Source organism: Herbaspirillum sp. SJZ107, assembly GCF_006715485.1.
Classification (GTDB): Bacteria; Pseudomonadota; Gammaproteobacteria; order Burkholderiales; family Burkholderiaceae_D; genus Telluria.
The window spans coordinates 185557-205856 of sequence record NZ_VFNH01000003.1; the positions used below are offsets into that span (position 1 = coordinate 185557).

Below are 20300 nucleotides of genomic sequence, written 5' to 3' on the forward strand. Positions count from 1 at the left end.
ACCTCGTCAACGCCGCTGGCGGCAGAAGCAGGCGCGGTCGTGGTCGTCGACCATCCCGATCCCCTGCATGTAGGCATACACGATGGTCGAGCCGACGAACTTGAACCCGCGTTTCGCCAGGTCCTTCGACAAGCGGTCGGACAGCTCGGTCCTGGCCGGACGATCGCCATCCGGCCAGTCGTTCACGACCGGCGCGTGGCCGACCCAGGACCACAGGTAACGGTCGAGGCTCAGGCCTTCCTCGCGCAGGCGCAGGTAGGCGCGCGCATTGTTGATCGCGGCCGCCACCTTCAGGCGGTTGCGCACGATGCCGGGGTTGGCCAGCAGCTCGGCCACCTTGGCGTCGTCGTAGCCGGCGATTTTTGCCGCATCCCAGCCGTCGAAGGCGATGCGGTAGTTGTCGCGCTTGTTGAGGATGGTCTCCCACGACAGCCCGGCCTGCGCGCCTTCGAGGTTCATCATCTCGAACAGCGTGGTCTCGTCGTGGCAGGGCACGCCCCACTCGTTGTCGTGGTAGGCGAGGTAGCGTGGATTGGCCATGTTGGCCCAGGTGCAGCGGGTCGGGTTCATGGCGCCAGTATAAACCCCGGCCCTGGCCATGGGGACCTCAGGCAGCCACGTCGACCCCGGCACGCTGCAGCAGCGCCTGGCTGCGTGGCGACAGGTGCACCACCTGCAAGTGTTTGCCCGCCTTTTCGTAACGCTCGTACAGGCTCTCCATGGCGGCAATGGCCGAATGGTCCGCCATGTGCAGGTGGCGACAGTCGAGGACGACCCGCGCCGGGTCGCTCGCCAGCGCGAACAGTTCCTGGAAACGGGCTGCCGACGCAAAGAACAGGGTGCCATGCGGGCGGTAGGTGCGCACGCCGGCTGCGCCGTCGTCGACCTCGGCACGCATCTCCAGCGCATGCTGCCAGGCGAAGCTGAGCGCGGCGATCACGATGCCGCACAGGACGGCCGTCGCCAGGTCGGTGAACACGGTGATGACGGTCACGGCGACGATGACGATCGCGTCCTGCTTCGGCACCTTGCCGAGCACGCGCAGCGAGCCCCAGGCAAAGGTTTCCTGCGCCACCACGAACATCACGCCGACCAGCGCCGCCAGCGGGATATGCGCGATCAGCGGCGACAGGAACAGCACGAACAGCAGGATCATCACGCCGGCCACCAGACCGGACAGGCGCGAGCGGCCGCCCGAACTCAGGTTGATCATGGTCTGGCCGATCATGGCACAGCCGCCCATGCCGCCGAACAGGCCGGAGGCGATGTTCGCGGCACCGAGGGCGATGCATTCGCGGTTGGGCTGGCCGCGGGTGTTGGTGATGTCGTCGGTCAGGTTGAAGGTCAGCAGCGTCTCGAGCAGGCCGACCAGCGCCATCAACGAGGCGTACGGCAGGATGATGCGCAGCGTCTCCAGCGTCAGCGGCACGGTCGGGATGTGCAGGGCCGGCAGGCCGCCGGCCATCTGCGCCAGGTCGCCCAGGGTCCGGGTCGGCAGATGCAGACTGTAGCCGAGCAGGCCGACGCCGAGGATGGCGACCAGCGCCGGCGGCACCGCCCTGGTGACGCGCGGCAGCAGGTAGACGATGGCCATGGTCAGCGCGACCAGGCCGCACATGATCCCCAGCGGCGTGCCCTGCAGCCACTGGTGGCCCTGCGGCGTCGCCTCGCGGAAGTGTTCCAGCTGGGCCATCGCGATGATGATCGCCAGGCCGTTGACGAAGCCGAGCATGACCGGATGCGGCACCATGCGGATCAACTTGCCGAGCCGGAGCAGGCCGAACGCCGCCATCAGGATGCCGCCCAGGACCACCGTCGCCAGCAGGTACTGCACGCCGTGCTGGACGACCAGGGCGACGATCACCACCGCCATCGAGCCGGCCGCCCCGGAAATCATGCCGGGCCGGCCACCGAAGATGGCGGTCAGCGCGCAGATGATGAAGGCGCCGTACAGGCCCATCAGCGGATTGAGCTGGGCGACCAGGGCGAAGGCGATGCATTCGGGGACCAGCGCGAACGCGGTGGTGAGGCCGGCCAGGAGGTTTTTTTGCGGGTTCGAGAACCATTCTTCTCGAAAGGCGTTACTAATCATCGATGACAATCCGGAATCGGTACGTGCAATGAATATTGAATGCGCACGCAAGCCGAAGCGATGCGCGCGCCCATGCCTGGGAACCTCCGCATTGGAAGCCGTGTTGAACGGTTGGGAGGTTCGCTTGTCGCTACATGGGTATGAGGAAAGGGCGGTAGAAATCCAGGGACGCGATCGCGTCCCTGATGCAGTTAGCATTATACAAGACGAGGCCGGCGTGCCGGACCAAGGGTGGCCGTCGTCAATAATCGACGGGATAATCCTTCTTGAAAGTTTGCCCGGCAAACGCCTTCTTCTGCGTCCAGTCCTGCGCCGCGCTGGTCCAGTACGAATCCGTGGCCGGCAGCCCCAGCGCCAAAAAGCTCTCGGATGCGATGTACATGCTGCCGTTGTTCGAATACCAGTCGCCCAGCGCCGGCTGGTGCCCGACGAAGCCGATGGTCAGATACCCATCCTTCGTAAAATTACTCGGCTCGCTCCACACCGCCCGGTGCACCGCCTGCAGCGCCGCCCGCACCTGCCCTTCCGGCAGGCTGGCCGGCAGCTGCTTGCGCCAGGCCAGCAGCGCCAGCGGCTGGAAGGCGGCGGTGCGGTAGGTCAGCGAGCGGCCGATCGGCGGGTACGAACCGGTCGGCGAGATGAAGCGCTCCAGGTGTTCGGCATAGCGCTGCATGCGCTTCAGCGCCTGGGCGCGCAGCTCGGCCGGCTTGCCGTTCCAGAACGGCGCCTTGTGCTGCTCCAGCACTTCCAGGATCTCGAGCAGCATCGGCTGCATCACGAAGGCGCTGTAGTAATCGAAGTGGAAGGCTTCGCCGTCCTTGATCCAGCCGTCGCCGACGTACCACTCGTTGATCTTGCGGATGGCGACGTTGGTGCGCATCGGGTCGGCTTCTTCGCCGATCGACAGCAGCCAGGCTTCGTTCATCGCGGCGAACAGCATCCAGTTGATGTAGGGCGGCTCGATGCGGCGCAGCCCCTTGATTTCGGCGACGATGCGCGCCTTGGTAGTGGCGTCGAGCGGCTCCCACAAGGCTTTCGGCGCGCGCATCAGGGCGTTGGTAAAGTATGCCGAATCGACCAGCGCCTGGCCGTGGCCACGCCAGGCCAGGTAGTCGGGGCTGTTGGGGTCGACCGAGTGCACGTAGCTCTGCAGCGCCGCCTGGCGCAGGCGCGCGCGGGTGCGGCCTTCTGGCGTGGCGTCGTCGGGCAGCGCCAGCCAGGGGGCGAGGCCGGCGATCAGGCGGCCGAAGCATTCGAGGTAGGCGACTTTCGGGTCGCGCCCGTCCCAGGTCGGGCTCAATTCGAGCGCGAAGTTTTTATGCAGCTCGCCGCGCGCCATGTTGGTCAGCACCGGATCGGCCATCTTTTGCAGCAGGTTCACCATGTAGGCGCGGTCGTTGCCCGCTGCGGATGCGGGCGGGGTGGCTGCAGCAGCGTCCACGATGCCCGCGCCGGCCGTGGCCAGGCTGCCGGCCATCAGCGATCCCATGAAGTGTCGTCGTTTCATCCAGTCTCCTGTTATTAGTTGCCCGTGACCAGCCGCTCGCCCACGTAGGCGCGGTAATGCCGGATGCGGCCGGTCACGTCGTCCCTGCCCTGGCGCGGCGTGTAGCGCAGGCCGGTCACCTCGACGCTCTTGCCGAGGTCGATCACGATGCGGTGCGGGTGTTTCGCATTGCCGCTGCTGTACGCCGTGTGCCAGTAGTCGCTGTTCTGGCCGTTGATCGCATTCAGCGCGCCGCCGTCTTCCTTGTTCGCTTCCTCGCTGCTCACGTAGGCGATGGTCCAGCCGGACTGCTCGATGGTCTTGCCGTCGGTGCCCAGCAGCGCCAGCTCGGCCACGGCCGCGTATTGCTTGCCGTCGAAGGCGTCAAGCGACTCCAGGCAGAACTGGCGGCCATTCACCGGCGCCGCAAAGCGCACGTCCTGCGTGCTGGAGCCGGGTGCGAACTCTCCCTCGTGTACCGGCTTCACGCCGTCCAGATGCAGCGCCGCCGTGCTGGGCGGATGCGGCAGGTCGCGCTCGCGGTGCAGCTGGTCGAGGATCGGCTCGGCGAGGCCGGCAATGCGCGCCTCGCGCGGGCCGGTCAGGTCCAGCACCACGACCTCGTTGCGGCCGCGCCGCAGCCACGGCCCCGGCAGGTACATGGTCTGGGTCGGCCCGATGCTCCAGTAGCGGCCGAGGCAGCGCCCGTTGATCCAGACGATGCCCTGGCCCCAGCCGGACATGTCGAGGAACGTATCCGCCGTGCGCGCCGCGTCGAAGCCGCCGCGCCAGAACGCGGCACCCTTGCTGCGGCCGCGCTTGAACGGCAGCGCCGGCAGCACCCCATCGGCATCGAAGTCGATCGCACGGATCTCCCAGCTCTCGACCGGCGTCGCCGAACCGTCGGCAGCCCGGAACACGACCGGCCCGTGCAGCCCCTTGCGGTCGTGGACCTCGATCCCGAAGTTCACACGCGCGATCGTGTACAGCAGGATGTCGACGACCGCCGGTTTGCTGCGCGCCGGGATGTCGACCTTGAAGCGGCGGTATCTCGTGTCCATGGTGCCGGCCGGCTTGCCGTCGACCTCGACCCAGGCCAGGTCGCGCACCCAGGCCGCTTCCAGCACGCCGGCCGGTCCGGCCGGCAGCGTCACCCGGTAGGCGACCAGGCCACGGCTGATGTCGTACTGCTCGATCGGGCGCGGCGATACGTCCTTGATGGCGCGCGCCGGCAGGCTGGCCGACACCGGCACCGACTCGTTCAGCGCAAACGGTGGAATGGTCATCACGGCCATGCGCGGCGGCGGCGGCAGCGTCTCGCCGGGCGCCAGGAAAGGCGTCATCGCCTTGCGGTAGGCGTCGAACTTTTCGCCGATCCAGCCGGCTTCGCCGATCGGGGCGTCGTAGTCGTAGCTGGTGGTGTCGGGCCGGAACGGGCGGTCGCAGCCGCCCCACAGGCCGAAGGTGGTGCCGCCGTGCGCCATGTACAGGCTGAACGAGCCGTTCGCCTTCAGCATGGCGGCGATGTCGGCGACTGCCCCTTCGACGCCGCCGCGGCGGTGCGGCGCGCCCCAGGTGTCGAACCAGCCCGAGTAGTATTCGCCGCACATCAGCGGCCCTTTCTGCAGCGCGGCCAGCGTCTTGAAGCCAGTGGCCGGGTCGGTGCCGAAGTTCGCCACCGAGAACAGTTCCGGGATGTGGGTCTTGGCCACCGCATTCGTCGGATTGCACTGGAACAGCGGCACGTCGAAGCCGGCATCCAACGTGGCCTGGCGCAGCACGCGCATGTAATCCAGGTCGTTGCCGAAGAAGCCGTATTCGTTCTCGACCTGCACCATCAGGATGGGGCCGCCATGCGTCACCTGCTGCGCGCCCAGTACGCGCCCGACTTCGCGCAGCCAGCGCCGCGCCGGCTGCATGAAGGCGTCGCTGCGGGTACGCAAAAAGGCGTCGCCGGGCTGTTTCAGCAGCCACCACGGCAGGCCACCCATTTCCCATTCGGCGCAGGCATACGGGCCGGGGCGCAGGATCACCCACAGGCCTTCCTGCTGCGCGAGGCGGCAGAACGCCGCGGCGTCGCGCTGGCCAATCCAGTCGTACTTCCCTTCGCGCCATTCGTGGTAGTTCCAGAACAGGTAGGCGCACACGGTGTTCAGGCCCATCGCCTTGATCAGCTTCAGGCGGTGCTGCCAGTACTCGCGCGGCACGCGTGCGAAGTGCATTTCGCCGCAGCGGATCTGCAGCGGCTTGCCGTCGAGGAGGAAGTCCTGGTCGCCGATGGCGAAGCGCTGCGAGCCGGCGGCCAGCACGCTTGCGCTCAGCGGCAGCAGCGCCGAACCTGCGGCGGCGGCTGCACCCTGCAGCAGGCGGCGGCGTGGAAGATCTGTGGTCATCCGCACTCCATCCGGTTATTGTGGGGCCAGGCGCGCCATCTCGGACGCGGCCAGCAGGAAGGCACCTACGCCGAAGGGGGCGGTCGAATCCTGGTTGACCACCTGGCCGGGAATCGCGCGTTCGCCGATCGGCTGGACGTAGCCGACCTTGCCGTCGGCCTGCAGCGCGACCTCGCTCAGGAAGCGCCAGCCGCGCAGCGCCACCGGCATGTAGTCCGCCTTGTCGAGGTAGCCGTTGTTGATACCCCAGGCATAAGCATAGGTGAAGAAGGCGGTGCCGCTGCTTTCCGGTCCCGGCGCCTGGGCCGGATCGAGCAGGCTGCGGGTCCAGTAGCCGTCCGCCTGCTGCACCGGCTTCAACGCAGCCGCCATGCGCTTGAAGCGCTCGACGAACAGCGGCCGTGCCGGATCGTCGGCAGGCAGGTCGGCCAGCACCTTGGCCAGGCCGGCGAACACCCAGCCGTCGCCGCGCGCCCAGAAGTCCCTGCCGCCGTTGGCCGCCTTGTGCTTCGGGTAGATGTACTTGGCGTCGCGGTAGTACAGGCCGGCCTCGACGTCGTACATCAGCTTGTCCGCATAGCTGAAGTATTCGCGCAGCTTGTCGAGATAGCGGCGGTCGCCGGTGGCCTTGTACAGCTTGGTCATCACCGGCATCACCATGTACAGGCCGTCGGCCCACCACCAGTAATCGCTGTTCGCCGTGCTCATTTCGTATTCCATCACCTCGCGCGCGCGGGCGATGCGGCGCGGGTCCTTGCGGCCGTCGAATTCGTACAGGTCGATATAGGTCTGGAAGCAGACCTGCCAGTCGCCGAACAGCACGTGCTCGGGCGTTTCGCCGTAGGTGTACTTCCAGGCCGACTTGTCGTCGGAGGCGGCGCCGCGCCAGCGGTTGTGCTCCGCCCAGGCGGTGGAATAGGCGCGGTACGCTTCATTGCGGGTCAGCGCGTAGGCCGCCATGTTGCCGGTGTGGTAGGCGGCCACGTCCCAGAACGGCCATTGCTCGGGTTTGTTGTTGCGCTGCCAGTAGGCGTTGGCGCGGGCCAGCGCGGCCAGCACCTGGGCGCGCGCGACCGGGGCGGTGGACAAGGCCAGGGCGCCGCCGCTGGCGGCAAGGGCCATGCCGGCCACGGCAAGTTTCAGGGTGAGTCGTCTCGTCATTTGCGTGAAATCCTTATCGTTGGGGCGGCTGCCACTGCAGCACGCGCACCGTGGAGGGCGGGACGCTGGCCACCCCTTCGCCGTCGACCTGCCGCACCGGCTGGACGAACAGGTGCAGCACGCCCTGGCGCCGCCATAATTCGCTGTCATAGGTCGGTTCCCAGGCGCCGACCGCCGCACTGTCCAGGTCCGCGACGCTCCAGCGCGGATGCGTAAAACTGGCCACCCGCGCCACCGACACCCGTTCGCCGCGCTCGGCATCGCGGAACACCAGCAGCCCGCCCGGATCGGTGCCAGTCTGGTCGACCAGGATCTGCGGCCGCGCGACCGGGATCGCCTTGGTGCCCATGCCGCTCAGGGAAAACGGCGTGCGGCGGAAATCCAGGTCGAGCCGGCGCCATGCGGTGCCGGTGTGATGCAGCACGCGGTACTGCGGTACCTTGCTACCAGGGTCGCGCCAGTAGCTGGCGATGTAGGGATGGCCGGCACCGTCCGCCGCCATCGAGGTCTGGTTGATCAATTCGCTGTTCTGCGGGATGCGCGCGGCATAGCTCGCACTGGCGGCGGTGATCGGCAGGGCATACGGTTTGCCGTCGGCGTCTTCCCAGCTGGCGCCGCCGTCGCGCGAGCGGGCGTAAGCCATGTCGTGGTTGCTGGCCACGTCCGGCGTCTCGCGCCATACCCAGGACACGTGAATCGTGCCCTGGGCATCGACGCAGGCCTGCCAGTAGGCGTTGCGGCGCCCTTCCCCGCTGATCAGGTTGTCGGCGACGCGGCGCCAGCCGCCCGCGCCCTCGTACCTGTTCAGCACCAGGTTGCCGCGCCCCGAGCCGCCGTCGCGGTACAGGAACAGCAGGCCGCCGTCCGGCAGGCGGAAGAATTCCGGGTAGGACACCGATCGTTCGTCGCGCCCGACCATCTTCGCCTCGCGCAGATCCAGGCTGCCCGGCGCCACGCCCCGCGCATAGTGCAGGCCGTTGTTGTGGTGGTCCCAGGCCATGTGCAGCACGCCGGCGCCGTCGACCATGATGCTGATCGCATTGTGGGCGTCCAGCAGGCTGCCGCGATGGCCGGTGCGCTGCAATCTCCAGGCATCGCTGCCGAGCCGGCGCTGGCCCAGCACGACGTGACCGTCCGCATCGTAATAAGCGATGTACTGGAACCTGCCGTCGCTCACCAGCGCATTCTTGCGGAACACCGCCACGTTGACCGAATTGCCGGCCCAGCCCTGCCCTACCTCGCTGAACGTGACCGGAGACTGCGCAGCGCAACCACCCAGCAGGCAGGTGGCCACTAACAGACAAGCCCCGCGCATCACAGCTTGCCGCGGATGCCGATCTTGATCGTGCGCCCGTCGTACTTCGCATAGTCCATGCGGGTGCGCTTGCCCTCGCCGTAGCGGCCGGTCGCATCCTCGAAGTAATCGTAGGCCAGCGTGTTGGTGATGTTCAGGGCGTCGAGGCGCAGTTCCAGGTTCTCGGTCAGCTTGTAGCTGATCGTGCCGTCCAGGTAGCCGCGCGGACCGCGCCAGCGGATCAGGTCATCGCCGTTGTTCTTCGGGTTGTCGCCGTGCAGCGACTTGCCCTTGTAGTTGTACGAGAGGCGCATCGCCAGTGGTCCGCGCTCGTAGTAGCTGGTGAAGCTGTAGGCGTACTTCGGCACCGAGTTGACTTCGATTTCCTTGCCCGCATTGGTAATCCACTTCATGCTGTTGAAGGGATCGATGTGGGTGTAGCTGGCCAGCGCGCCGAAGCCCTTGAAGGGATCGGGCAGGAAGGTGAAATCCTGCTGGTACGACAGCTCATAGCCCTTCAGGGTCTGCTTGCCGGCATTGGTGTAGGTGCGCAGCGTCATCGGCAGGTTCGGGTCGACGCGGCCGTTGGCATCCTGGAAGATGGCGCCGAGCGCGGTGTCGGGCAGGCCGAGGGCGCCGAAGGTGGTCTGGGTCGTGGTCGACACGGTGGCGTCGGTCAGCTCCTTGCGGAACAGCGCCGCCGACAGCAGGCTGCCCGGCTTGAAGTACCACTCCAGGCTCGAATCCAGGTTCTTCGACTGCTGCGGCTTCAGGTTCGGGTTGCCCGAGGTCGCGCTGTTGTCGAACATGTTCGGAATCACCGTCTGGGCCGCGATGATCGACAGCGAGGCGCGGCTGATGGTCTTGCCGTAGGATGCGCGCCAGATCAGGGTGTCGGTCAGGTCGTAGGCCGCGCTGACTGCCGGCAGCAGGTTTTTATACTTGCCCTTGGCGTGGTTCGGCTCGTAGACGGCGCCGTTCTTCTGGAAATTGTCGATATCGAGTTCGGTCTGCGACCAGCGCACGCCGGCATTCACGCGCAGCTCGCGCGCCAGCACTTCGCCCTTGAAGTCGGATTGAATAAAACCGGTCGACACCTTCTCGGCCGCGGTGAAGCTCTGCGCCGGGGTAAAGGCGGCGCCGGTGTTGTAGGCCAGCGGATCGTAGGTGCCGAAGGCATAGCCGCGCGTGAAGGTGCCGAACTGGTGCGGCCAGCCGGCGCCCATGTCGAGGTTCGAGATCGGCAGCGTCGACACCATGCTGCCGCGCACGCTGGCGTCGCCCAGCCCCACCATCTTCGCCTTCATGGCGGCGCTGCCGTTGCGCTTTTCGACGCCCTTGCTGGTGTCGACGTAGACCAGGCCGGTCTTCAGGTGGCCGGTCCAGCCGGCGAACAGGTCGTAGTCGTAGTCCAGCACCAGGCGCGCCTGGCGGCCTTTATCCGTTTCGCGGGTCCAGCCGGTGGTGACGTCGAAGCCGCTGAAGTTGGCCGGATTGGTGTAGTCGATGTTCGAGGACATCGACGGGTAAACGTGGTCGGAGCCGTAGTCGATGGTGGAATCGACGCCGAAGATCTGGCCCGACAGCGTATCCGAATAGCTGGTGGCGTCGCTGTTGTTGGCGCTCAGCTGGCCGGTCACCACCATACCGGGACGCGCGGCCCAGCGCCCGTTCAGCGCCAGGTAGCCGAACTTGGTCTTGTCCTCGCCATAGGTCACGCCGCTGCTGTACGAGGTATTGCCGAAGGTACCGGTCAGCAGGTTCGAGGCCGGGTCGATGTGCACGTCGAGCGGCACGAAGCCGCTGTGGCCGGTCTGGCCGGCGGGCGCGTTGCGGTTGGTGGTCTTGCTGTTGCGGACCAGGATGCCGTAATACAGTTCGTCGCGGCTGTTCTTCAGCTGCGAGGCCAGGCCGTCCAGGCTGAGGTTCAGGTTGCCTTCCTTGAACTGCAGCGAAGTCACCAGGCCGTCGCGCTCGCGCCGGTTCTGCGAGCCGTAGAAGCGGTAGATGCGCGGCAGGAAGGCATTGTCGATCTGGTCGCGGGTATAGCCGGACAGGTTGGCGCGCGGGTCGTCATAGTCGAGGGTGTAGGCGAAATTGCCCTTCACCGGCGTCATGCTGCCGTTGCGCGAGCTGTTGTAGCCGCCGGTGGCTTCGAAGCCGGAGCGGTTGTTGACCGCCTTGGAGTGGGCCACGCCGGCCAGGAAGCCCCACGAACCCCAGGTGTTCGAGTACAGCGCGAAGCCGGCCGGGTCGAGCTTTTCGGAACTCGTGTTGTAGCTCCCGGTCACGGCATAGCGCAAGGTGCGCTTCGGGCTGTCGAACGGACGCGGGGTCTGCAAATCGACCACGCCGCCCATGCCGCCTTCGCTCAGTTCCGCCAGCGGCGACTTGTAGAAGTCCACCCGCCCGAACAGTTCCGACGCGAACACGTCGTAGTTGAAGCCGCGCGCGGCGCTGCCGATGGTGCTGGTGGACGTGGTGTTGACCGGCGCGCCGTTCAGCGTGGTGACGGAGTATTCGGTCGGCAGGCCGCGGATCGAGATGCGCTGGCCCTCGCCCGAGCTGTCGTCGCGGTTCAGGATCACGCCCGGCACCCGCTGCAGCGATTCGGCCACGTTCGATTCCGGGAACTTGCCGATGTCCTCGGCCACGATCGAATCGCGCACGCCGATCGCCTGCTGCTTCAGGTTCAGCGCCTTTTGCAGGCTGGAGCGAAAGCCGGAGATGACCACCGTGTTCGAGACCGGTGCGCCGCTAGCGGCGGTGTCGCCGGTGGCGACCGGATTGGCGGCGCCGTCCTGCGGCGCGGCCTCGGGACCCGCCGCGGGCGCCACCGTGGGCGCATCCGCTGGCGCTGTCGAGGTCTGCGCCAGCGCCGGATTGCCATACGCGGCGGCCAGGGCCAGCGGCAGCACCGTGGCCAGGATCTTCTTTCTCATGTTGTCTCCTCTGCGGGCATCGATGTGCCTGCTTGTTATGGGGAATGAAGCATGTGACGCCGGGCCGGCGCTGCCGGGCAGTGAGCCCTGTGCGCAGCCGTATGGTTACGTTACCACCTGTCGTGTATTGACTCAACAACATCGATTTGGCTATCGTGTTGCTGTGTAAGCGCCTGATTTGTATGAAAAATGCGCGATTTTTGCTGAAAAGGATGTGGTATCGTAACCACAATTCGGCGCAGAAACGCCGCATCCCCGCCCCCCATCGGGTCGAACCGCCGCAAATACTCAACAAGATGATCGTTTCTACAGACCCATGCGCAAAGCCAGCAAACTGAGCGAAGTGGCGCGGCTGGCCGGCGTATCGCCGATCACCGCGTCGCGCGCCATCCGCGGCACCGGTTACGTGTCGAGCGAGGCGCGCGAGCGCATCATGGCGGCCGCCGCCCAGCTCAACTACACGCCGGACATGCTGGCGCGCCGCATGCGCGGCGACAAAAGCAAGCTGATCGGCGTCTTCCTGAACAACTACGGCCCGGTCGTGCTGCACGAACTGGTGCGCCACATCGGCGAGCAGGCCAGGAAACTCGATTACGACCTGTTGCTGTTCAACGCCGACCGTTTCGACAGTCCCGAGCGCATGGTCACCTGCGGCACGCTGGCCAAGCTGTGCGACGGCCTGCTGCTGGTGATGCCGACCGCCGGCGACGGCTTCCTCGACCTGGCCGCGCGCCAGCAGCTGTCCTGCGCCCTGGTCTGCTTCGATGCCGGGCAGCTGGCGCTGCCGACGCTGGTGCTGGAAAACCGCGCCGGCGCGCGCGCCGCGGTCGAGCACCTGCTCGGCCTCGGCCACCGCCGCATCGGCTTCATCGCCGGCTCGGCGCGTACCGGCCAGAGCCTCGAGCGCGAACGCGGCTATGCCGATGCGCTGGCCGCCGCCGGCATCGCCTTCGATGCGGCGCTGGTGCGCGAGGGCGGCTTCAACCAGCCGGGCGGTTTCGCGGCCGCCGGACAGCTGCTCGACCTGGCCCGGCCGCCCAGCGCCATCTTTGCCGCCAACGACGAGATGGCCTTCGGTGCGATCGACGCCATCGCCAGCCGCGGGCTGAAGGTGCCGGGCGACGTGTCCGTGGCCGGCTTCGACGACATCCCGACCGCGAGCTACGTGTTCCCGCGCCTGACCACGATGCGCCCGCCCTACGAGGCGCTGGCCGCGCGCGCGGTGCGCGAAGTGGTCGACCTGATCGAAGGCGGGGTGCCGGCCGCCGCGCGCATCCCCTTCGCCACCGAGCTGGTGGTGCGCGACTCGACCGCACCGGCCAGGGACTGACGCCGCCCATGGCGACCGACACGCGCTTCCGCGCCGGCACGCTCCACTACGGCTTGTGGGGCTTGCTGGCGCTGGTGGGCTGGCTGCTGGTCGGGGAACTCGGCATCGCCGTGCGCGAACGCTGGGCCCAGCCGATCGGCCTGGTCGTGCTGCGCAACGTCGGCGCCTCGGACACCAGCATCGCGCTGCTGCTGTCGACCGTCCCTGCCGTCATCAGCCTGCTGCTGGTGCCTGCCATCGGGCTGCGCTCGGACCGCTGCCGCAGCCCGTGGGGACGGCGCCGCCCTTATCTATTGGTGAGCGCGCCGCTGGGCGCCGGCGCGATGCTGTGCGTGGCCGCCGCGCCGGCGCTGGCGGCATGGAGCCACGCGCTGCTGGGTGCGTGGTCGCCCGGCCTGCGCGCGCTCGACCTCGGCTTCTTCTGCCTGTTCTGGACCGTGTTCGAAGCGGCCGCCATGACCACCGTCGCCCTGTTCAACGGCCTGGTCAACGACGTCATGCCGCACGGGCTGCTGGGCCGCCTGTATGCGGTGCTGCGCATCGCCGGCCTGGGCGTGGCGATCTTTTTCAATATGTCGCTGTTCGCGCTGGCCGATACCCGGCTGTTCGAACTGCTGTTGACGATCGCGCTGGTGTTCGGGCTGTCGATCCCGCTGATGTGCCTGATGGTGCGCGAGGGTGTGTATCCGGCGCCGGCGGCGCCGCCGGTCCGGGCGATGGCGCCCCAGGTATCGGCGCACACCCAGCTGCTGCAATGCTGCACCCAGCGCCGCCACCTGTGGGCCTTCGGCGCCTTCATGCTGGCCGCCGTCACCTTCGGCCCCTTCAACACCTTTTCGCAGAACTATGCGCTCGGCCTGGGCCTGTCCAAGGCCGAACTCGGCACGCTGACCGCCACCGGCTACGCCGTCTCGATCGCCAGCGCCTTCGGCATCGGCTGGCTGGCCGACCGTTTCGGCTCGGTGCGGGTGGCAACCGTGATGATGGGGCTGTACAGCCTGATCGCGCTGGGCGGCTGCCTGCTGGTGCGCGACGGCGCCGCCTTCCGCGGCTTTTACCTGGCCCACGTGGTGGTGTCGGGCGCATATTTCACGGCGGCGGCGGCGATGCCGATGGACGTGTTCCCGCGCGCCGAATTCGTACGCTACAACGCCAGCAAGGACATCATGGTCGCGCTGGCCAGCATCCTGGTCGGCACCAGCCTCGGGCCGCTGCTCGACCTGTCCGGCCACGACTACCGCCTGACGCTGGCCAGCGCCGCGCTGTTCTCGCTGCTGTGCCTCGGCTGCCTGGGACGCTTGCTGGTGCGCGCGCCGATTACAGCCACGGAAGCCGCCACGGAAGCGGCCTGCACCCTGCCCTGAAACGGACGCTCAGGCGCAGCCGGGCACCAGCAGGATCGGCACGCTGTTCCACGAAACCGCCACCAGCGACAGCGCCGCGAACATGAAAGCCGCCCATTGCCACAGGCCGGCCCGGCCCGGACGCGCCAGCACGCCGCGCGCGCGCCACACCAGCCATGCCAGCACGGCAAGGGCAAGGACGGTGGCGATGCCCATGAGGGTGCGGTCCGGCCCACCCTCGCGCATCGCGGCCGGGGTGCACTGGGCCGCCGCCAGCCCGTAGCAGAAGGCGAAGTGCAGCAGCCACACCAGCAGCGGCAGGATCGCGCCCAGCAGGCGGCGGAAGAAGTGTTCGTTGGCACGGCTCATGTTCACTCCATCAGCAGCGGCACCAGGCGCACCGCCGACATCCAGGCAATGCCCTGCAGCGTCGTGTAGTGCCAGACCAGCGCGATGTTGTCGAGGGTGGCGCGGCTGCGCGCCGTCAGGTGGCCGCGCCAGCCGCGCAGCGCCAGGTAGGGCGCCATGATCGCCAGCAGCACGATGTGCAGGCCCTGGTAGGACGCCAGGGCGGCGACCGCCGCGGCCCAGGCGCTCTCGCTCGGCGCCAGGTCGGCCGCGCGCAGGCCGTAGACATCGACGCCGAAGGCCGCCAGCGCGCACGCCAGCGCCGCCAGCACCAGCCAGGGCAGGCGGCGCCGGCCGAGCGCGCGCGTGGCCAGCCACACCAGCAGCGAGCCGGCCGCCAGCAGGGCTGCCGACAGCCAGGCCAGCTCCACCGGGGGCAGCGAGCTGCCCGGCGGCGGGCACACCTGCAGGCGCATCGACACGTGCAGGTAGGCGAAGGCGAACGAGGCGAAGATGCTGGCGTCGACCACCAGCATGATGATCGTGGCCCACCACGAGTGCGAGGCGGTGCCGCGCGCGCCGACCGGCAGCACGATGCCGCCGCCGGCGTCCACCGAGGTCTCTGGCACGCCGCGGTCGGATTCCCACAGCCAGGCGATAGTGCCGACCACCGCCATGACGCCGCACAGCGTGGCCAGCAGGTTCAGCTTCATGGTCAGCAGCAGGAAGAAGCCGGCGGTGCCGGCCGCGGCGATCAGCGGCAGCCAGCTGTCGCCCGGCAGCACCAGCAGGTAGCGCGGCTCGGCGCCGACCGGGCTGGTGGCGATGGTCTCGCGGTGGCCGGTGGCGGTCTGCGGCAGGTAGTAAGCGCCCTCGTCCACGTCGCGCGACAGGGTCGGCTGGTCCCACAGCGGATTCGGCGACACCACGCGCGGGATGCTGCGGTTGCCGTAATCCTCGGACGTCAGCCATTCCAGCGTGGCCGCGTTCCACGGATTGCCGACCGGCTGCGTGCGGCGCTTCAGGGTGCGCACGACGTCGAACGCGAACAGCACCACCCCGAGCGCGAAGGCGAAGGCGCCGACCGTCGACAGCATGTTCAAGCCGTTCCAGCCGAGGTCCGGCGCATAGGTGTAGACCCGGCGCGGCATGCCCAGCAGGCCGGTGATGTGCATCGGGAAGAAGGCGACATTGAAGCCGCCGAACATCAGCCAGAACACCCATTTGGCCCAGCGTTCGGACAAGCGGTTGCCGTTGATCAGCGGTATCCAGTAATACATGGCCGCGAACACCGGGAACACCATCCCGCCGATCAGGACGTAGTGGAAGTGGGCGACGATGAAATAGGTGTCGTGCACCTGCCAGTCGAACGGGATCACCGCCACCATCACGCCGGTCAGGCCGCCCAGCACGAAGATGAACATGAAGCCGAGCAGGAACAGCGTCGGTGCGCCGCGCTGGACCTTGCCCTTCCACAGCGTGCAGATCCAGGCAAACACCTGGATCGCGGTCGGCACCGCCACCGCCATGCTGGCGGCCGACACGAAACTCATCTCGAGCACGCCCAGGCCGGCCGTGAACATGTGGTGCGCCCACAGGCCGAAGCTGAACACGCCGACGCCGACCAGGGCGGCGATCACCGCGCGCCGGCCGACCAGCGAGGTGCCGGCGATGGTCGGGATCATGGTCGACACCATGCCGGCGGCCGGCAGGAAGATGATGTAGACCTCGGGGTGGCCGAAGAACCAGAACAGGTGCTGCCACAGCAGCGGGTCGCCGCCGCGTTCGGGAATGAAGAAGGGCCAGTCGAAGGCGCGCTCCAGCTCCAGCAGCGCGGTGCCGGCGATCACCGCCGGGAAGGCGAACACGATCATCACGGCCACCACCAGCATGGCCCAGGCGTACACCGGCATGCGGCCCAGCGTCATCCCCGGTGCGCGCGTAAACAGGATGCCGATGATCAGTTCGATCGCGCCGGCGATCGCTGAGATCTCGATGAAGCCGATCCCCAGCAGCCAGAAATCGGCATTCAGCCCCGGCGAATACTTGGTGCCGGTGAGCGGCGGGTACATGAACCAGCCGCCGTCCGGCGCCAGGCCCACGAACAGGGTGCAGAAGAAGGCCAGCCCGCCGATCGCATAGGCCCAGTAGGCGTACGCGGACAGGCGCGGGAACGGCAGGTCGCGTGCGCCCAGCATGTTCGGCAGCAGGTACACCGCGAGCGCTTCCACCACGGGAATCGCGAACAGGAACATCATCACCGTGCCGTGCATGGTGAACACCTGGTTGTAGGTGCCGGCGCTGAGGAAGCCATTCTCGGGCACCGCCAGCTGGGTGCGGATCAGCAGGCCCAGGATCCCGGCCAGCACGAAGAACAGCATCGCGGTGCCGATGTACAGCAGGCCGATGCTGGTGTTGTTCACGCTGGATAAAAAACGCCAGCCGCGCGGGGTGCGCCAGACGTCCTCCAGGCGTTCGAGTTCGCCCTCGGGACGCGGCACCGGGTTGGGTAACTGCGCGGTTGACTGATTCGGGAGCGGCGAGTTCATTTCAGGGCCTCGAGATAAGCGGCCAGCGCACGCAGCGATTCGCCGTCGATGCCGGACGCCGCCGGCATCAGCACCCCCGGCTTGGCGTTCTGCGGATTGGCGACCCAGCCGGCCAGCGTGTCCTGCTGCTTATTGGCGTGGATAGGGAGGGTGCCGGCGCCGATGTATGCACGGCTGCCGACGTGGGTCAGGTCGGGACCCAGGTTGTTGTCCTCGGCGACGCCGCGGATCGTGTGGCAGGCCTGGCAGCGCTGGTCGAAGAAGGCGGCGCGGCCGCGCTGCAACAAGGCGTCGGCGGGCTGCACCGCGGGCCGGGCCTGGGCCGCCAGCCAGGCATCGAACTCGGCCTGCGGATGCGCCACCACGTGCAGCGCCATGCGCGCATGCTGGATGCCGCAGTATTCGGCGCACTGGCCGCGGTAGATGCCCGGCTTGTCGGCGCGCAGGGTCAGGCCGGTGACGCGGCCGGGAATCATGTCGCGCTTGCCGGCCAGCGCCGGGATCCACAGGCTGTGGATGACGTCGGCCGCGTTCAGGCCGAGGTAGACGTTCTTCCCGACCGGGATGTGGATTTCGTTGGCGGCGGCGATCTCGCGCCCGCTGGCCGGATCGCGGTAGCGCACTTCCCACCACCACATCTTGCCGGTGACGGAGATCGCCAGCGCGCCGTTCGAGGTCTGTGGACGCAGTTGCGCGCTGCGCCAGGTGCTCCAGCCCAGCAGCAGGCTCAGGACGATCACCGGGAAGGCGACGCCGGCGCCGGCGATCCAGACGGCCGGCCGCAGCGGGCGCGCGTGATGGCGCAGGCTCATTGCCAGCAGCAGCATCACGGCCGCGAAGATCAGCGTGCCGGCGATGGTCATGCCCCAGGTCAGCTCGCCGATCACGGCGGCGTCGCTGCCGCCGTGGTGCAAGACGGATTGCAGCGGCGTGTCCGCCGCACTGCCCTGCCCCGCCCTCACCGCAGCGTGTACAGGTAAGCCGCCATGTGGCGCGCCTCCTGCTCGGTCAGGCCCATCGACGGCATCCGGGTGCCGGGTTTCAGTGCGGGCGGGTTCAGCAGCCATGCCACCATGCGGTCCGGCTGGTTGGGGATGCCGCCGGCGATATAGCTCAGGCGCCCGACCTTCTCCAGCGAGGGGCCAGCGTCGCCATTCGGCCCCGGCACCTGGGGAATGACGTGGCAGGTGGTGCACTGGTACTGGGTCATCAGGCGCTTGCCGGTGTCGGCGTCGCCGCCGCGCACGTGGCGGGTATCGGTCTGTCCGCTGCAACCGGCCAGGCCGATGCCGACGAAGGCAAGCGCAGCCAGCGCCGGCGCGGCAAGGTGGCGGGAAACGCTAGGTGTTAGAAGGCTGGGCACGGTTGAATTCACAATGTTGCAATGACTTCTATAATACAGGACGTATTTATATCTTTTTGACACGATACTTTTTGACAATATTTTGATGGCTGAGGCATCCACCCGTTTGATCGTCAAGACCGCCGTGCTGACCCTGCTGGCCGCGGGCACCCTGAGCGCAGCCACCGGCCTGGTCGTCTGGCGCGCCGGCTGGTACAACATCGGCGCCACCACGTCCCACTTCGGCATCGTCTACAAGGGCCTGGAACAGGCGATGCGCTACTCGGTGCAGCACCACGCGCGCAAGGTGGCGGTGCCGGCGCTGGGCCAGGCCGACGTCGCGCGCGGCGCTCTCGTGTATCGCGACAATTGCGCCCAGTGCCATGGCGGTCCCGGCGTCGCCCCGAATATCCACGGCCTGAGCATGCAGCCGGCGCCCGGTCCGCTGGTCGATGCCGCCATGCGCTGGCAATCGCGCGAGCTGTACTGGATCACGCGCCACGGCGTCAAGATGAGCGGCATGCCGGCTTGGGAATTCCGCCTGAGCGATGCCGACACCTGGGCGGTGGTCGCCTTCATGAACCGGATGCCGGCAATGACCGTGGCCGATTACAAGACGCTGACCGCGATGGCGCCTGCCGAGGACCAGGCGCAGGCACGCGACCCGGCAGCAGGAGAAGCACGATGAAGACGCTGCGCACCTTCGCGGCCTTGCTGGCCGCATCGGCCTGCCTGCTGGCCGGCTGCGACAGCGGTCCCAAGCCGCCGCCGGGCGTCGTCGGCGACCCCGGCCTGGGCAAGCTGGCACTGACCCAGTATGCCTGCCAGTCCTGCCACAAGATCCCTGGCGTGATCGGTTCCGACACCTTCGTCGGCCGTCCGCTCGAAGGCCTGGGCAAGCGCCCCTTCATTGCCGGCAACCTGCTCAACAACCAGGCCAACCTGATGCACTGGATCCGCGACCCGCAGGCGATCGATCCGACCACCGCGATGCCGAACCTGGGCGTGAGCGAAAAGGATGCGCGCGACATCAGCGCCTATCTGCTGACGCTGGACTGATCCGTGCACGGAACAGCACAGGAAACGGAATCGTAAACGGCAGCAGGCGGCACCCGGTCGCTCACCGGGTGCCGCCCTTCCCTTTACAACCTATGAACCGGCCCGGGGCTTATTTGCCCGAGGTGGTACCCGACTTGGTGGATGCCATCTGCTGGGCGGCCTTCAGGTGCTGCTCGACCACCGGCATGTGCTGGTCGGCCACGGCCTTGACGTCCGGATCCTTGATCTTCTTGGCGTCGCTCATCAGCTTGGCGTGGGTGTCCTTGTGGTCCTTCACGCCGGCGCCGGCCATGTAGGCCTTGTCGAAGTCGGCACCGCTCAGTTTTTCCAGCTTGGCCGACATCGCCTTGTGCTTGGCATCGAGTTCGGTCGGCAGGGTCACGCCACGGGCCTGGGCCACGGACTGCACCTTGGCCAGGGCCTGGCCGTGGTCGTCGACCATCTGCTGGCCGAAGGCTTTCACCTCGGCGCTCTGGGCCTTGCTGACGGCCAGCTTGCCGGTGGCGACTTCGGCCATGTCGGCCATCGCCATGTCCTTCAGGGCTTTCTGGTCGCCTGCGCTCAGCTTGGCGCCGGCTGCGGCAGCGGTGCCGCCGGCGGCGGTCTGGCCGGCAGCAGCGGTCGAACCGCTCTGCATGGCGCCGTTGTTGACGCTACCGGCACTGTGGGTCATGCCGGACGCGGTATTGCGCGATTCCATGCCGGTGCTGTTGGTGTTGTCCATTGCGCCATCCTTGCTGACCTTGCCGGCCTGGTTCGGATTGGTGCTGGTGGTGGCGGTCTGCGCCTGGACGCCGAAGGCGCTGAACATGGCGGCGACTGCCGACACAGCCAGCAGCCCTTTCAAGGTTTTGTTCTTTTGCATTTTGCTCTCCTGATTCGTGGATATGAAAGTTGGCGTTTGGCGGCTAAGTGGCTCCATACCGCGCGCAAGCACGTGTTCTAATGACAACGGCCATGG

The 20300-nt window shown here is 67.6% G+C and carries 16 protein-coding genes; 4 read left to right on the forward strand and 12 right to left on the reverse strand.

From position 1 onward, the window contains the following. Positions 1–6: 6 nt before the first annotated feature. The 7 genes from FBX97_RS18960 to FBX97_RS18990 all read right to left on the reverse strand — a co-directional run bounded on the left by FBX97_RS18960 (position 7) and on the right by FBX97_RS18990 (position 11368). On the reverse strand, positions 7–570 hold the full coding sequence (locus FBX97_RS18960) for a DNA-3-methyladenine glycosylase I (protein ID WP_141835107.1): 564 nt from the start codon (positions 568–570) through the stop codon (positions 7–9). A 37-nt stretch (positions 571–607) separates the two neighbouring features. After that, entirely contained in the window at positions 608–2092 is a 1485-nt protein-coding gene (locus tag FBX97_RS18965) for a SulP family inorganic anion transporter (protein ID WP_141835110.1), read from the reverse strand. 241 nt (positions 2093–2333) lie between these two features. Further along, entirely contained in the window at positions 2334–3599 is a 1266-nt protein-coding gene (locus FBX97_RS18970) for a DUF2264 domain-containing protein (protein WP_141835113.1), read from the reverse strand. Positions 3600–3613: 14 nt separating this feature from the next. Beyond that, a complete protein-coding gene (locus FBX97_RS18975; RefSeq protein ID WP_141835115.1) occupies positions 3614–5971 on the reverse strand; it encodes a beta-galactosidase in 2358 nt (785 codons plus the stop codon). 15 nt (positions 5972–5986) lie between these two features. Then, complete coding sequence (locus FBX97_RS18980; RefSeq protein WP_141835118.1) at positions 5987–7132, reverse strand: glycoside hydrolase family 88 protein; 1146 nt, start codon at positions 7130–7132, stop codon at positions 5987–5989. Positions 7133–7145: 13 nt separating this feature from the next. After that, positions 7146–8447 (reverse strand): BNR repeat-containing protein, encoded by a 1302-nt coding sequence (locus FBX97_RS18985; RefSeq protein WP_141835120.1) that lies wholly within the window; start codon positions 8445–8447, stop codon positions 7146–7148. After that, positions 8447–11368: a TonB-dependent receptor gene (locus FBX97_RS18990; protein WP_141835123.1), complete on the reverse strand. Its 2922-nt coding sequence runs from the start codon at positions 11366–11368 to the stop codon at positions 8447–8449. The genes FBX97_RS18985 and FBX97_RS18990 overlap by 1 nt, the downstream gene beginning before the upstream one ends. A 316-nt stretch (positions 11369–11684) precedes the next feature. On the opposite strand from FBX97_RS18990, the gene FBX97_RS18995 reads away from it, so the two are divergent. Continuing rightward, positions 11685–12698, forward strand: coding sequence for a LacI family DNA-binding transcriptional regulator (locus FBX97_RS18995; protein WP_141835126.1), 1014 nt, complete (start codon positions 11685–11687; stop codon positions 12696–12698). Between the two features lie 8 nt (positions 12699–12706). After that, the gene (locus FBX97_RS19000; RefSeq protein WP_141835129.1) at positions 12707–14062 is read left to right on the forward strand and encodes an MFS transporter; all 1356 of its coding nucleotides are present in this window, start codon (positions 12707–12709) and stop codon (positions 14060–14062) included. A gap of 9 nt (positions 14063–14071) precedes the next feature. On the opposite strand, the gene FBX97_RS19005 is transcribed toward FBX97_RS19000, so the two are convergent. From FBX97_RS19005 to FBX97_RS19020, 4 genes are read right to left on the reverse strand one after another with little or no spacing between them, the layout of a single operon-like run. Continuing rightward, positions 14072–14410, reverse strand: coding sequence for a hypothetical protein (locus tag FBX97_RS19005; protein WP_141835132.1), 339 nt, complete (start codon positions 14408–14410; stop codon positions 14072–14074). 2 nt (positions 14411–14412) lie between these two features. Next, positions 14413–16938 (reverse strand): cytochrome c oxidase subunit I, encoded by a 2526-nt coding sequence (ctaD, locus tag FBX97_RS19010; RefSeq protein ID WP_141835135.1) that lies wholly within the window; start codon positions 16936–16938, stop codon positions 14413–14415. Beyond that, the gene (locus FBX97_RS19015; RefSeq protein WP_255517550.1) at positions 16935–17900 is read right to left on the reverse strand and encodes a c-type cytochrome; all 966 of its coding nucleotides are present in this window, start codon (positions 17898–17900) and stop codon (positions 16935–16937) included. Before FBX97_RS19015 ends, ctaD begins: the two co-directional genes overlap by 4 nt. Next, a complete protein-coding gene (locus tag FBX97_RS19020; protein ID WP_255517551.1) occupies positions 17897–18301 on the reverse strand; it encodes a cytochrome c family protein in 405 nt (134 codons plus the stop codon). Before FBX97_RS19020 ends, FBX97_RS19015 begins: the two co-directional genes overlap by 4 nt. An 85-nt stretch (positions 18302–18386) precedes the next feature. Here FBX97_RS19020 and FBX97_RS30230 point away from each other — a divergent pair, with 85 nt between their 5' ends. After that, positions 18387–18968 carry a cytochrome c gene (locus FBX97_RS30230; protein WP_255517552.1) on the forward strand — a complete coding sequence of 194 codons (582 nt, stop codon included), beginning with the start codon at positions 18387–18389 and terminating at the stop codon, positions 18966–18968. After that, positions 18965–19339 carry a cytochrome c family protein gene (locus FBX97_RS30235; protein ID WP_255517553.1) on the forward strand — a complete coding sequence of 125 codons (375 nt, stop codon included), beginning with the start codon at positions 18965–18967 and terminating at the stop codon, positions 19337–19339. Before FBX97_RS30230 ends, FBX97_RS30235 begins: the two co-directional genes overlap by 4 nt. 109 nt (positions 19340–19448) lie before the next feature. Here the strand turns inward: FBX97_RS30235 and FBX97_RS19030 are convergent, their stop codons facing one another. Continuing rightward, entirely contained in the window at positions 19449–20204 is a 756-nt protein-coding gene (locus FBX97_RS19030) for a DUF4142 domain-containing protein (protein ID WP_141835142.1), read from the reverse strand. Between the last annotated feature and the right edge of the window lie 96 nt (positions 20205–20300).

What these genes read in the sequence shown, in the direction of transcription:
- FBX97_RS18960 (WP_141835107.1), bottom strand. Translation starts at nt 570, where the DNA reads ATGAACCCGACCCGCTGCACCTGGGCCAACATGGCCAATCCACGCTAC.
- FBX97_RS18965 (WP_141835110.1), bottom strand. Translation starts at nt 2,092, where the DNA reads ATGATTAGTAACGCCTTTCGAGAAGAATGGTTCTCGAACCCGCAAAAA.
- FBX97_RS18970 (WP_141835113.1), bottom strand. Translation starts at nt 3,599, where the DNA reads ATGAAACGACGACACTTCATGGGATCGCTGATGGCCGGCAGCCTGGCC.
- FBX97_RS18975 (WP_141835115.1), bottom strand. Translation starts at nt 5,971, where the DNA reads ATGACCACAGATCTTCCACGCCGCCGCCTGCTGCAGGGTGCAGCCGCC.
- FBX97_RS18980 (WP_141835118.1), bottom strand. Translation starts at nt 7,132, where the DNA reads ATGACGAGACGACTCACCCTGAAACTTGCCGTGGCCGGCATGGCCCTT.
- FBX97_RS18985 (WP_141835120.1), bottom strand. Translation starts at nt 8,447, where the DNA reads ATGCGCGGGGCTTGTCTGTTAGTGGCCACCTGCCTGCTGGGTGGTTGC.
- FBX97_RS18990 (WP_141835123.1), bottom strand. Translation starts at nt 11,368, where the DNA reads ATGAGAAAGAAGATCCTGGCCACGGTGCTGCCGCTGGCCCTGGCCGCC.
- FBX97_RS18995 (WP_141835126.1), top strand. Translation starts at nt 11,685, where the DNA reads ATGCGCAAAGCCAGCAAACTGAGCGAAGTGGCGCGGCTGGCCGGCGTA.
- FBX97_RS19000 (WP_141835129.1), top strand. Translation starts at nt 12,707, where the DNA reads ATGGCGACCGACACGCGCTTCCGCGCCGGCACGCTCCACTACGGCTTG.
- FBX97_RS19005 (WP_141835132.1), bottom strand. Translation starts at nt 14,410, where the DNA reads ATGAGCCGTGCCAACGAACACTTCTTCCGCCGCCTGCTGGGCGCGATC.
- ctaD (WP_141835135.1), bottom strand. Translation starts at nt 16,938, where the DNA reads ATGAACTCGCCGCTCCCGAATCAGTCAACCGCGCAGTTACCCAACCCG.
- FBX97_RS30230 (WP_255517552.1), top strand. Translation starts at nt 18,387, where the DNA reads ATGGCTGAGGCATCCACCCGTTTGATCGTCAAGACCGCCGTGCTGACC.
- FBX97_RS30235 (WP_255517553.1), top strand. Translation starts at nt 18,965, where the DNA reads ATGAAGACGCTGCGCACCTTCGCGGCCTTGCTGGCCGCATCGGCCTGC.
- FBX97_RS19030 (WP_141835142.1), bottom strand. Translation starts at nt 20,204, where the DNA reads ATGCAAAAGAACAAAACCTTGAAAGGGCTGCTGGCTGTGTCGGCAGTC.